At 49.2% G+C, this 13,555-nt stretch carries 11 protein-coding genes and 1 tRNA gene; 8 read left to right on the top strand and 4 right to left on the bottom strand.

Translation table 11 applies throughout. From position 1 onward, the window contains the following. Nucleotides 1–71: 71 nt before the first annotated feature. Nucleotides 72–1,679, top strand: a complete 1,608-nt coding sequence (locus FCN78_RS14480) for a peptide ABC transporter substrate-binding protein (protein ID WP_077457151.1) — start codon at nt 72–74, stop codon at nt 1,677–1,679. 336 nt (nt 1,680–2,015) lie between these two features. Here the strand turns inward: FCN78_RS14480 and FCN78_RS14485 are convergent. Next, a tRNA-Asn gene (locus tag FCN78_RS14485) sits at nt 2,016–2,091 on the bottom strand. A 238-nt stretch (nt 2,092–2,329) separates the two neighbouring features. On the opposite strand from FCN78_RS14485, the gene FCN78_RS14490 reads away from it, so the two are divergent. The 3 genes from FCN78_RS14490 (at nt 2,330) to FCN78_RS14500 (ending at nt 5,687) form a co-directional block, all read left to right on the top strand. Then, complete coding sequence (locus FCN78_RS14490) at nt 2,330–4,243, top strand: metallophosphoesterase family protein (RefSeq protein ID WP_077659020.1); 1,914 nt, start codon at nt 2,330–2,332, stop codon at nt 4,241–4,243. A gap of 63 nt (nt 4,244–4,306) precedes the next feature. After that, on the top strand, nt 4,307–4,546 hold the full coding sequence (locus FCN78_RS14495; protein ID WP_069360951.1) for an HP1242/YdcH family protein: 240 nt from the start codon (nt 4,307–4,309) through the stop codon (nt 4,544–4,546). A 13-nt stretch (nt 4,547–4,559) separates the two neighbouring features. Further along, entirely contained in the window at nt 4,560–5,687 is a 1,128-nt protein-coding gene (locus FCN78_RS14500; protein ID WP_069360950.1) for a PQQ-dependent sugar dehydrogenase, read from the top strand. A gap of 26 nt (nt 5,688–5,713) precedes the next feature. Here the strand turns inward: FCN78_RS14500 and FCN78_RS14505 are convergent, their stop codons facing one another. Beyond that, a complete protein-coding gene (locus FCN78_RS14505) occupies nt 5,714–6,466 on the bottom strand; it encodes a PilZ domain-containing protein (protein ID WP_077457147.1) in 753 nt (250 codons plus the stop codon). 130 nt (nt 6,467–6,596) lie between these two features. On the opposite strand from FCN78_RS14505, the gene FCN78_RS14510 reads away from it, so the two are divergent. Further along, entirely contained in the window at nt 6,597–7,604 is a 1,008-nt protein-coding gene (locus FCN78_RS14510; RefSeq protein ID WP_069360948.1) for an ABC transporter substrate-binding protein, read from the top strand. Nucleotides 7,605–7,686: 82 nt separating this feature from the next. Here the strand turns inward: FCN78_RS14510 and FCN78_RS14515 are convergent, their stop codons facing one another. Further along, nucleotides 7,687–8,529: a 2OG-Fe(II) oxygenase family protein gene (locus tag FCN78_RS14515; protein ID WP_069360947.1), complete on the bottom strand. Its 843-nt coding sequence runs from the start codon at nt 8,527–8,529 to the stop codon at nt 7,687–7,689. A gap of 208 nt (nt 8,530–8,737) precedes the next feature. Here FCN78_RS14515 and FCN78_RS14520 point away from each other — a divergent pair, with 208 nt between their 5' ends. From FCN78_RS14520 to FCN78_RS14530, 3 genes are all read left to right on the top strand, one after another. Further along, complete coding sequence (locus tag FCN78_RS14520; protein WP_077605498.1) at nt 8,738–9,115, top strand: glutaredoxin family protein; 378 nt, start codon at nt 8,738–8,740, stop codon at nt 9,113–9,115. Between the two features lie 430 nt (nt 9,116–9,545). Then, nucleotides 9,546–9,980: a putative pterin-binding protein gene (locus FCN78_RS14525; protein ID WP_077520721.1), complete on the top strand. Its 435-nt coding sequence runs from the start codon at nt 9,546–9,548 to the stop codon at nt 9,978–9,980. Nucleotides 9,981–10,084: 104 nt separating this feature from the next. Beyond that, nucleotides 10,085–12,004, top strand: a complete 1,920-nt coding sequence (locus FCN78_RS14530) for a putative bifunctional diguanylate cyclase/phosphodiesterase (RefSeq protein WP_069360944.1) — start codon at nt 10,085–10,087, stop codon at nt 12,002–12,004. Here the strand turns inward: FCN78_RS14530 and FCN78_RS14535 are convergent. Next, nucleotides 12,001–13,359 carry a hypothetical protein gene (locus tag FCN78_RS14535; RefSeq protein ID WP_069360943.1) on the bottom strand — a complete coding sequence of 453 codons (1,359 nt, stop codon included), beginning with the start codon at nt 13,357–13,359 and terminating at the stop codon, nt 12,001–12,003. The two genes, FCN78_RS14530 and FCN78_RS14535, sit on opposite strands and share 4 nt — an antisense overlap. Nucleotides 13,360–13,555 lie beyond the last annotated feature (196 nt).

Genomic DNA, 13,555 nt, shown 5'->3' on the forward strand with positions numbered 1-13,555 from the left:
CTGCCAAGAAATCAGCGTTAATCTATTGATTGTTAAGGCTTATTAACAAAACACTCAACCAAGGAAGGATTATGAAAAAAACGGTATTAGCCAGTGCGCTAGCACTCGCATTGAGCGGATCGGCGTTTGCCGCACAAGTCCCTGATGACGTCACTCTTGCCGAGAACCAAACGCTGATCTGGGGCGTGGCGGGGGAAGTACCCACGTTAGACCCCACCAAGTCCAGTGATACCGCCAGCAATAAAATCATCTCCGATTTGTTTGAAGGATTGATGGTACGCAATCCAAATGGCGACGTCGTCCCGGGGCTGGCGAAGGATTGGGAGGTCAGCGAAGACGGGCTAACCTATACGTTCCACCTTCGCAAAGCCAAATGGTCTGACGGTGAGCCCATTACCGCCGCCGATGTGGTGTATACACTACAGCGTGTGGTTGACCCGGTCACTGGCGCACCTTATGCCTGGTACCTAGGGACAGCCAATATCCAAAATGCCAAGGCGATCACCGACGGCGAAAAACCCGCGGAGCAGCTTGGCGTCAAAGCCATCGACGATCACACGGTGGAATTTACCCTTGAGCGCCGCACGCCCTATTTCCCGAATATGCTCACCCACTCGTCTACTTATCCGGTGCCACAGCATGCGTTGGAAGCCTTTGGTGATAGCTGGACACGTCCAGATAATATGGTCAACTCTGGCGCTTATAATCTCACCAACTGGGTGATTAACGAACGAATTGATTTAGCCCGTAACCCGCTTTATTGGAATAACGACGAAACGGTGATTGATAAAACCTCTTATGTCGCCTCCAGTGATGTCAACGCTGAATACAACCGCTACCGTACCGGTGAAATTGATATCACCTCGAGCTTTCCACTTGAGGCCTTTGATCAGATTAAAAAGGAACGCCCTAATGAACTGATCACCATGCCTTCTCTGGCGACTTACTATTATTTGTTTAATACAGAAAAAGCGCCGTTTGACGATGTGCGAGTCCGTAAGGCTTTGTCGTATGCGATTGATAGAAACATCATTACCGACATTATTCTCGGTCAAGGCCAGCTTCCGGCATATAGCGCCACGCCCCCAGCCATCAACCATTTTGAGCCACCTAAGCTCGAATGGGCGGAAATGAGCCAAGATGAGCGCTATCAAAAAGCCAAAGCCTTGTTGGCAGAAGCCGGCTTTACCCAAGATAATCCTCTGGAGTTTGAGCTGGTCTATAACACCATGGAGTCACACAAAAAACTGGCGTTAGCCGTGACGTCTATGTGGAAGCGTCACCTTCCTGTCAATGTCAACTTGGCCAACCAAGAATGGAAAACCTTCTTGCAAAAAGTCTTGCAAAAAGATTTTGATGTCGCCCGTGACGGTTGGATAGGTGATTATAACGAAGCATCCACTTTCCTGAGCTACTTCAGCAGTGATGGCATGAATAAAACTAGTTGGGGCAACAAAGACTATGACAAGGCACTTGATCAGGCATTAACGGTCGCAGAGCCCGAGAAACGCAAAGCTTACTACCAAGAAGCAGAGCGGATTTTCGCCCGCGATATGCCGGCGATCCCACTGTATTTCTATACCCGCAGCGTGATTAAAAGCCCGAAAGTCGGTGGGTATAACATCGATAACCCTAACAAGCTTCGGTATACACGTAACCTATATATCACCAAAAATTGATCGCCACTGAATGAGCCGTGATCGATCACTAAGACCCACGCCACGCTTTGACGCGTGGCGTTTTTATTGATAAGCACAAAAAAAAGCGCCAGCCTTTCGGCTAGCGCTTCTTATCAATTTGGCTCCCCCAACTGGACTCATCGGGGACGCCTAGTTGGGGGCGCCCAGCCCAGTGACATATTCCGCGCAGCGGAACAGTTAAAAAAATTTGAGAGCCTTGATTGAAACGACTCTCCGCACGACAGACTAGATTCCAAGGTTATTCAAATTCGCGAGAACACTTTGGGAATTCGAACAAAAAAGCGCCAGCCTTTCGGCCAGCGCTTCTCATCAATTTGGCTCCCCCAACTGGACTCGAACCAGTGACATACGGATTAACAGTCCGGCGTTCTACCAACTGAACTATGGGGGAATCGTCTTTGCGACAACGAGCGAGATGATAGGCAATCCATTATCTCGGTGCAACCCTTTTTTCAATAAATCCCCACACACTCGGCTCGAATGGCTAAAAAGGCAACAAATCAGACGATTAAACGATCACCTTTGCACTGACGTAGGTAAAAGTGCAAATATACGACACTGCAGCTGACTTCGAGGACCCAGAGACATTGGACAAAGACACATCGCTCCCACTGTTTATTGCCGGCCCCATGCTACGGCGGACGACACAGCATGAAGTGACGTTATGGTCAGTGCTGACACAAAAGCCCGACGATGGCACCGTCTCCGTTTATCAGCACAACCAGATATTAGCATCCATGCCGTTGTCAGCTGGACATTGGTTTCGTATTGGCGCGCATGCTTGGGTCGTGCTTCATCATCTCCGTTCAGCGCATGGGTTTCCCGTCGATCGACCAGTGTCATACGACATACAGATCAACGGCAGTGGAATAGCGGACATCCAACCGGATGTCTTATATGACAACGAACGCGCTCCCTCTTTTTGTATTCCCTCAAAAGCCACCCATATCGCGCATGGCTCGTGCCGACATCCGCACCATCGCTGCGATGATGCCCTCGTGACCCTCGACCAACATTTGGCCACGACCCCGATGACACAATGGCCCAATATGTTGATTATGAGTGGCGATCAAATCTATGCCGATGATGTCGCCACGCCGATGCTGCAGCGTATTCGCCGGTTAATTGCCGTATTAGATCTCAAAAATGAGTCTTTTGAAGACGCGCCCATTGTCGACTGCCGGGCGTTGGATACACACCCGGACAGCTATGCTCAACGTGGCAAACTTCTCCCTAACCAGCGTGCAGAAAGGGGCAACCGCTTAGAAAAACTATTTGGGCAACCTCTGCCTATTTTTACCTCCAAAACCGTTTCTAATCACTTGATAAGCTTTGCAGAGCATGTCGCCATGTATTTGCTGGTATGGTCGCCGGTTCCTTGGAAACTAACAGACAGCGCTGACCATCAACCCCCCAGTGGACTCACCGACGACCAACGCGCGCGCTATCAACAAGAAAAAGCCACCTTGGATGTGTTTCGCGCCGGCTTGCCTCAGGTGCAGCGACTATTCGCACACCTATCAACATATATGATCTTTGACGATCATGACATCACAGATGACTGGAATATCACCGTCGGATGGGAGCAAGCCGCGTATTTTAACCCCTTTTCTCGCCGTATTATCGGCAATGGCCTCATGGCGTATTGGTTGTGCCAAGGTTGGGGCAATGCCCCCGACAACTTTAGTCAAGACTTTCTCACTACGGCCCGCCAAAGCGCCTATCAGCCCATTGATATTCGCGACTCGGACACACAAACAGAGGCTCATCAGGCCATGGTGGAGCAATGTCTGCGTTTTGAACACTGGCATTACACGGTGCCAACAACGCCACATCTCGTCGTGTTAGATACACGCACACGTCGCTGGCGCTCTGAGTCACGAATGAATAAGCCGTCGGGCCTGATGGACTGGGAAGCACTGATGGATTTTCAACATGATCTGTTAAGGCATGATAGCGCAGTGATTGTCTCTGCTGCCCCCATGTTCGGGGTTAAGTTTATTGAGGTATTGCAACGAGTCGCGACCTGGCTGGGCGTCCCCACTGTCGTCGACGCCGAGAACTGGATGGCCCACCCAGGGAGTGCCAACACCCTGCTGAGTATTTTTCGCCATCAACGTACACCCACCAATTATGTGATTTTATCTGGGGATGTGCATTACTCGTTTGCTTATGATATCCGAATCCGATTTCGCACCCATAGTCCGCGCTTGTGGCAAATAACCGCTAGTGGATTCAAAAATCGCTTCCCCGAGCCACTCCTCACCGTTTGCGAGTGGTGCGATCGCGTTTTATTCAGCCCACTGTCTCCACTGAATTGGCTCACTAAACGTAAGCGTATGCGCATTGATCGGCGCGATCCTGATACGCCAGGCCCTAAGCGGCTGGTCAATGCCAGTGCCGTGGGGTTAGTCACCCTCAATGAAGATGGCTCTCCACACACCATTGGCCTTCTGAAGACCGATGGCCAACGCGTCGCTTTCCCGGAAAAGACAAACACCGAGTCAACTCGCCAGCTAGGTTACCGTGATTCTCATCGATGAAATTTGGATAATAGCGTAAGCAGGCCTAACCTTAGAAGGAGTTGGCCGATAAAAGGAGGCTTTATGCAAGGAGAAAACCACGCACTCGTTTTTGATTTCCCGGAGCATCGCGATCGTATCCACCACCTTAAGCAACATGACCCCGCGTTTCAGCTCGATGCACACCGCTATCATCAACTCGATCACCATATTCGTGGTCTAGAGATGAACCAAATTCCCACCAGCGACGATGTCTTTACCGCGATGAAACGACAGCGCGCGCACCTCAAAGACCGCTTGTACGAAAAGCTACGCACACATTAATGGGAGGTGAGTAATGCGTCTGTCGCATTCATTGTGCTTGGTGGTTCTGTTTCTAGGAACAATAGGGGCTGCAGTGGCGAAAACCATCAACACGGAGGCGGTGAGCCTTCGTGTTGAAACACTGAAATCCGGCTTTTCTCACCCATGGGGGATCACTGAGCTTCCGGATGGCGATCTACTGATTACCGAGCGCAACGGCAAGCTTAAACGGCTGACACCCAATGGATTAGTCGTCTCCATTTTAGGCACCCCAAAAAACGTGTTTCAAGAGGGACAAGGAGGACTATTAGATATTACCCTAGCACCTGATTTTGCGACCAACCAGCGTTTATATCTTTCCTACGCCGCCGTCGACGAGCGAGGACAAGCCGGGACTGAGGTAATGATGGCCACACTGTCTAAGGATGTACTGATTGACAGTCGTGTTATTTTTAAAGCCTTTCCCAAGCGCAGTGGCGGGCGCCATTTTGGCAGTCGTTTATTGGCCACCTCTGAGCACCTATATATCACGCTCGGCGATCGTGGCCACCGCGATCGCGCGCAGTTTGCCGACGATCATCTGGGCACGCTCGTGCGTCTTAATCTTGATGGCACAGTGCCAGAGACTAATCCTTTCACACAGGTGAATGACAAACGTGCTGAAGTGTTTAGTTTCGGACACCGAAATATCCAAGGTATCGCCCTCGATAACACAGGCACACGTATTTGGGCCCATGAGCACGGCCCCCAAGGTGGCGATGAGCTCAACGTTATCCTCGCCGGCGAAAACTATGGCTGGCCGACCATAACACATGGCGTAAACTATGGGCTGGGCACACAAATCGGAGAAGGCACATCCAAACCCGGCATGCGCCAACCTGTGTATTACTGGGATCCCTCTATCGCACCATCAGGCATGACGATGGTGAACAGCCAGCAGTTTCCCATGTGGAAGGAAGATTTACTGCTCGGGTCGTTAAAGTTTGGCTTACTGGTCAGGTTAGAGCTGGAGAACGGCCAAGTCACACATGAAGAACGAATGTTCGACGGTCAGTTTGGCCGCATTCGCGATGTGATCCAAGCACGTGACGGCAGTTTACTCATCCTCACTGATAGAAGAAATGGCAGTGTATTGCGGGTCACACCATTGTCTCAGTCGTAGACCATTATCTCAGTCGCAGATAGGCGCTAGGAAAGACTGGACGTCAGCTCGCCATCATTGTGAGGCATCGACAGACGATATTGCCCACCATCGTAGTCTAAATTGGTGACCAACCACGCGCTTCGTGACTTAGAGCGTTCATCAAATTGAAACCCACAATGATAGCGACCGCCCATCAAACGGCAGTTCATTATAACGCCACTGATACCCATATCTTGACTTGCAGTGGTGTCGGTCAAACTCAACGATGCCGTTTGCGCCTCATCGAGTTGCAAACCAACAGCGCGATAAGAAAACAAGCAGCCGCCGACAGAGAAGTCATGTATTGTCACCGAGATATCAGGTTTTCCATCGATGGTTAACAGCGCAGACAAGTCGACATTGAAACGCTTATCTTGGCGTAAAGGCGTCTCACTGGCCCCCTCACGAATAAGCTCGACACATAAAAGGGTGTGGTGGGCCTCCATCAAGCCTTGTACTTTTCCACCAAATCGAATCAGTGATCCATCGGCAGAAACACCATGAAGACGTAAACTATAACCGACCCCAAAATACTGCTTTTTCTGTTGGGCCGACAATTTAGGCAGTTGCAGATAACAAAAACGTTGCCCATCACTACCAATCAACAAGCCATTAAATCGAAATAGAGCTTTAGTCGGTGTCTGAATATGAACACGCACCAAGGTTGCCACCCCCAACTTCAGTATCGCTTGAGTGACAGCTAAAGCGATGACTTCTTGGTTTTTTTCTATCGCATTGAGTTGTTCTTTTCTGGGCATAATGACGTTCGTTATTCCGTTAATATGAATTTCAGTATTTTCATCAAGATCGGTTGCCCTGAGTATAGATCGCACTATTCACCCATGTTACTTTTCGGTTCATAACGCACGCATCTATCAAGGACACATCATGAAAGGGACGCTAAAACGGCTACTGTTCAGCACAATGCTGGTCTGCTCCCCCTTCGCCCAAGCCAGCGATCAAGCGGCATGTGGCAAGGTTTCTATCGCGGATATGAATTGGAACTCAGCCACATTAATAGCACATGTTGATCAATTTATCTTAGCGTATGGATATGGGTGTGATGTCTCTCTTGTCCCAGGCGATACCATGCCTACCGGCGTCTCAATGACGGAAAAAGGCGAGCCAGATATAGCGCCAGAGTTTTGGACAAACTCGCACAAAGCGATGTTGGACAAAGGCGTGCAAGCAGGACGATTACGGTACGCAGGCGATGTATTCTCACAAGGTGGCAACGAGGGCTTTTGGGTCCCCAAATACATGGTCGATCAACACCCCGAGTTAGCGACGATTGAAGGCATCAAAGCGCATCCAGAGCTGTTCCCTCATCCAGAAGATCCTGATAAAGCCGCATTCATGGGCTGCCCGGCGGGGTGGACATGTCAAATCTCAGCCCAACACATTTTTAACGCCCTTGAGTTGGACAAAGCCGGCTTTGAAATTGTCGACCCTGGCTCTGCAGCAGGCTTAGCCGGCACCATCGCACGTGCCAATGAGCGAAAAAATCCTTGGTTTGGTTATTATTGGGCGCCGACGCCTGTGATGGGAAAATATGAAATGGTTGAAGTCGATTTGGGTGCCGATGTCAATTTAGCGCACTACAAACAATGTATCACTCAAGCGGACTGTCAATCGCCCCAGGTCACCGCTTTTCCCACCTCTCCCGTGCACTCGCTAACCACAGCATCATTTGCTGAGCAAGCACCAGCAGCATTCGAGTATATCAACCGCCGCGAATACGATAATCAAGTAATGAGTGACATGCTGGCTTGGATGGATACCTATCAAGCGGACGGTGAAATAGCCGCAGACGAGTTTCTTCGGCGCTACCCTGCCGTTTGGCATCAGTGGGTCGATGCACAAACCGCGCAACGTGTCGAAGACGCACTACGATAACGGTAGAATATACACTGAGAGGAATATAAGTAGACATGACTTGCCGAGGATCCAATTGGCCTCGGCAAGCCTAACAAGCGTGTTACTCGATCACGCCAAGCTCACGGAGGCGCTCCATCAAGTAACTGTTGGCAGTATGGCGATCAGACAGCACCACATCTGGCTTAGGGTGCAAGAATAGCGGCAACGAAATACGCGCTTTGGTTTTATCCGCGCCTTCCGGGTTCACGACACGGTGGGTGGTAGAAGGGAAGTATCCGCCGGATGCTTCTTGAAGCATATCACCGATATTGACAATCAAGTTACCAAAATCACAAGGCACATCTAACCAGCTCCCGTCTTTTGCTTTCACTTGCAAGCCAGGCTCATTGGCAGCCGGTAATATTGTCAGCAAATTAATGTCTTCATGAGCAGCCGCTCGAATCGCCCCAAGCTCTTCATCACCCTTTAACGGTGGGTAATGTAAAACACGCAATAAGGTCTGTTGGCTGCCATTAATCATACTGGACAATGGCTGTGAGTAGTGCTGACTCACTTCAGACGGTGACTGACGTTCAACCCATGACAGCAAGGTTTCCGCTAAATGCGTAGCATGCTCGTAATAAGACTGTAGATCACTTCTCAGTGCGTCAGGACACTGCCCCCAAGGGTAGTAGTGGAAGAATTCTTTTAAATCGCGCTTAGTATGACCTTTCGCGGTTTCTGCGACTTTGGCGGGAAAAAAGCCGTCTTGCGTATCGGGTTTATAGGTGAACAGATGCTTGTCTTCGGTATTAAAGAAACCTTCCCATTGCTGATAGATATCAGCGACCCATTGTTGCTGTAACGGGTGATTTTTTAATACACCAAACCCTGTTTCACGTAGGGATTTAACAAAGGCCTGCTCGGCATCAGGCGCATTAAAGTCAATGGCTTGCAGTGTCATAATGCTCTCGTAATCGTTTGCTTTTTATCATGAGGTAAGTGAAACAATAGTTTAACAGGCCGATCAGCGCACACAACGCAAAACTGTTCTCATAGAGAAACGCTTTGTTTTTTTACAAGCACGGTTGAGGTTAAATCATGCAGCCTCGAGATAGGCAAACAGATATCACGTGTTACACTCTATGCCGTTGTAAACGCATGGAGGTTATATGGGCGTTATTCGTTGGATCCTAGGCAAGATTATTCTGGTGATTGAGTCGTTGACTCAACCCAAGGCACCTCAGCTGAGCGCGACACAAAAACAGGCTATCGACACCTTGGCGCAGCAAGTTACCTTGTATCAATTTGCGGCCTGTCCGTTTTGTGTAAAAGTGCGCCAGGCCAGCCGCAAACTCGGCTTACCGCTGAACACCAAAGATGCGAAGCGTGATATAGACGCGCGGCAAGAGCTTGAGCAAGGGGGTGGACGAGTCAAAGTCCCCTGTTTGCGTATTCAAAAGGCAAGCGGTGAGGCGCACTGGATGTACGAGTCAGACGATATTATTGCCTACTTAAACAAGCAGGTCTCGCCGATAATTGAAAAATAATTAGACACGTTTTGACTCGGGGTCTATGGTTTTAGTGACAAGACTCCTTCGCTTGCCCCTTGTTGCCCGACTGGCTGATGCCTTTTATCGGGCTTTGCTAAACTGCCCTAGCGCTACGCCTGGGCAGTTTTCTTTTTAAATCTAGCGGTTATCCATGTGACTATTGCCCACTCCCACCGACGCCACAAAACAACGCCACTTAACAGCCATTAACATCAAGTCAATGAAGAAAGGCGACATGCTTTCCCATTTTCTCTTGGAGCGTATATCATTGCGGTCATCGTTCTGTCTTGAGTTAGGTTGAATCACAAACTAGCTTTAAACAGATAAGGATAATAAGGAGTGTGACATGACAACGTACGATCCCAGACACACGATCAGCAAAAGCCGTTATCCCAACCTGCTCATCTTGTTCGCGCTGTTGTGTCTGATGCTGGTCAGTCATGGTGTTAAAGCGAGACCCATTCTGATCCTTTATGGCGATGTCGCTAAGCACTCGTTTACCCGTGAAGAGCTGATGCAGCTGGCTGATCGTACGATTGAAACGAAAACCCCTTGGACGGAAGGTAAACAGGTTTTTCTCGGCGTGTCAGCACAAAAATTGTTGAAGACGCATGACAAGCAAGGCCATGCATTGAAAGTTCACGCCCTCAATGACTATTGGTCTAAGATACCGACTGACGAGATCAATAAGTACAACCCGGTCTTCGCCATAAAGAAAAACGGCGAATGGATGCCTATTCGTGACAAAGGGCCGATTTGGGTTGTCTACCCATTATCCGAGTTTAATCAATACGACAATGAGATTTTACATAGCCGCATGGTTTGGCAAGTGAACCGTATCGAAGTATTAGGAAAAGAATAACAACGGACTGATGGGCTCAATCCCGGTTTTTGCCTGCACCACGAGCCTCTAGACCAAACCACAAATTTGCTAGGCAACACACAGTAGTAAAGGATTGTAACGGCATGGTCAAGCGCCCTCTTATTGGTTTCATCATTTTTGTATTTACCACTTTAGCCTTCGCGGCCGGGGCGCTTTACCAGTTTCACAATGCCTACGCACGGCAAGCCCTTCATACCCAATTGTCCGCATGGGCACTCGCACAAATGGAGCTCGAAACCTTAGAATTCCGTAATGAGCTTGCCTTGTACCTCGCCACCGCATCAGATAAACAGTCTCTTATCCTCTCTTATGACATCTTATGGAGTCGCTATGATACGTTTTTAAGTAGCCAAGAGGCCGCGCCCATGCGCCGAACCTTTGATGCTGAGCCTGTGGTGCAGCGCGCGTTTCGTTTAATTCAGCAACATGAGCAAGCGGTATTGAATGGTGACAATCAGCGCCTAGAAGCCCTTCTGCATGAGATGGATATTGTTCTACCGCAAGTGCGTAACCTGATGGTGAATAACTTCACTGGCCCTGCCGCTATCGAGCAGCGCGCGTTTTTACAGCACCAGTTACAAACCATGTATGCGGCCATTTTTATACTGATGGTGTTGTTGATACTGTTTGCCTATCGCCTCTACCGTAATAGCAGTAAGCAACAGAAAATGGCATGGCACGACAGTCTTACCGGTCTACCCAATCGCAACTATCTGCTGGAATACCTCTACAAAGCCGCTGATAAAAAACAAATTCATACCTTGTTGTTGATCGATGTTCGCCGTTTTAAAGACATAAACGATCTGATGGGCTATGAGCAAGGCGATCTCGCGCTGACGCAGTTAGCCAATGAGCTGAAAAGCATGTGCTTGCCCTACGGCTATCCTTGCGCACGGATCAGTAGTAATGAATTTGCGGTTCTCGCATACACCGACAATCGCCACCTGAGCTTTTTTACTCAACCTTTGTGCAACGCGCTGCGAAGCGCGATCGACAGTGTCTATCCCGGCCATCGATTAGCGGTAGCCATTGGTGTCGCTAAGAGCCTCGATTTGGATGATAATGTCATCAGGAATCACCGCCAGTTTGCCAACCAGCTACTTAACAACGCCGATCTCGCCCTGATGAAGGCCAAGAAAGCGCCTGTGACACAAGATAGTGTTGATATCTTCAAAGCGGAGTATGAGCAAGAAGCCAAGCAACGTCGTCAATTACGCGATGAACTCAAGGCGCACCTCGACGACCCTTATCAAGATGCACTCTATGTATTGTTCCAACCCATGGTGGCGGCGACGTCAACACGCCTTGGCTGTGAGTGTTTGATTCGTTGGGACCATGCTGAATTTGGCCCTATAAACCCAGCCCTCATCATCAATATCGCCGAAGAATCAGGCCTGGGTCGGGCACTAGGCGCTTGGCTTTTGCGCCAAGTCTATTTGGCATTAAACACCGAATGGCAGACCATCAATGAACGTATTGATATCGCCATCAATCTCTCCGATTCATTTTTCAACGAGTCCTTAATTGCCGATGTAATCACTGTCTTTTCCGACCACCCCGAGCAACGTAAGCAACTGATTTTTGAGGTGACAGAGACGATGACCATTGAAGATATGGGCCGCTTCAATCTGTTGATGAATCAACTGCGCGATGTCGGTATTCGGATCGCACTGGATGATTTCGGCACCGGTTGGTCATCCATGTCAGTACTCAGCCATCTGAATTTTGATAAAGTCAAAATTGATCGCTCGTTTGTCACCGGCATGGCCCATACATCGCGCCAGCATGTGCTGGTAGATACCATTTGTTATATGGCACACCAACTCGGTATTCGCGTGGTCGCCGAAGGCGTCGAAACACAAGAGCAACTCACCAGTCTAAAACAGATGGGCGTCGATGAATTTCAAGGCTACTTCTTCGCCAAACCGCTATCGGCGCTAGACTTTTATGCGTTCTGCATCGACCACTTAAATCATCAAGACAGGGAGTTGATTAATGATTAATCAAACACTTCTTCAATGTCGACCACTTTTGAACGGTTAACCGTAATTTTCCAACGCTGATATACCGTCGGCTGCCCCTTTATCCGCTGACAACTAACCAGGTTAAATTGATGCCGCTTCTCTACCGAGTCTTTGAGTACCTGACCTTCATTGAGCCGGTATAAGCGCTGACTACCGCGATCCATGAGGCGAGAAAAAGAGCGGAAGTCAAACTTCCACACGTCACGGGTGGTGTCATAGCCCGACAAAAAACGGGTCGTCTCGAGCTGTGTCTTCACTTTCAGCCTCACCACCGCTTCTTCTCGTTGACGAAGCTTACCACGCCGCAGTTTTTTCACTTCATCTGGCAGAGCAGCATAATCAATATAATCTAGCCACTCTAACTGCCGACCTATTTGTCGATTGGATGTAGGATCAATAAAGCGCTTTCGCCACTTGGGACGTCCTTTACGAATCCAGCGCCACAACGCATCACGTAGGTCATCTTTAAAGATCTCCCGCAACGCATACACACCCGCCATCGCCAACACGAACGATAACGTAATTTCGCCTAAGTATTGGCGTGCACGCACAATAACGGTAGTGACAAATAGCATCACAAACGCCGTCGCAGTGGCTTTAGCCAGTTTGTTTAGGTTTTTGCCTAGCGCCTGCGGCACTTGGCGAATCGTCACGGGAAACTCAATCAAACGGCGCGCAAGGCGCATCTTATTAACCATACGAGTGGGATCGCGGCGCGCTTTATCCGAGTTATAACGGTTGACGAGACGGTGCGCCTCTTCGGCTTGGCACAATTCAATCAATTGCTGGCGTACATCCTTGTAGACGTTTCCACGCGGCATATGGGCCAATAACGACAGAAAACGTTGCTCCGTTAACCAAGATAAATAATTATCTATATTATGGTAATACTTGAGTAGCTTGGTGTTTTGCGGTTTGTAGCGTCGGAGTCGTCGCAAAATCTCCACCGCCATCTCTATCGTGTCTTCTAATTGCTCTAGCGCCTGTTCATCCTCGAGCCCAGAAACGGATTCAAAAAAATCATGCGTCGCTTTTTCGAGCGATAGCGCATACTGATACGCATAGAGACTCAAACTAACTCGATATTGTTCGGTTGGCAGTTTGTCACGACTGGCCAGGCGAGCATGTACCAAGGGCAGATGATAACGAGACGTAAAATACGTCCGACTATTGGTGAGAACACGGTAATAGAATTCATCTTCAGATAGCACATGCTTACCAAACTTAAGCTCACCAGGGACAAAGAGATAAAACTCAACCTCTTGGGCACTGACTTCCTCGTTGAGTACAGCCACCCTAACTGATAAGCCCTCATGTTTGTCTACCGTGATCACGACTGCTCTCCTGTGAACGCCAATAAAGTTGCTACCAAGCGGATCCCCCATCATACCCATGCGGTCAAGGTGTTACGAGTATCGCACATTTATCGCAACACGAGTGAAAAACCGCCATATAGACAGCATTAAGCTGTTCGTTTTTTAGTCAATCGATCGTGTTGGGGTTGCTTTCCACGACTCACGTGCATTGCCG

The organism is Salinivibrio kushneri (genome assembly GCF_005280275.1).
Taxonomy (GTDB): Bacteria; Pseudomonadota; Gammaproteobacteria; order Enterobacterales; family Vibrionaceae; genus Salinivibrio; species Salinivibrio kushneri.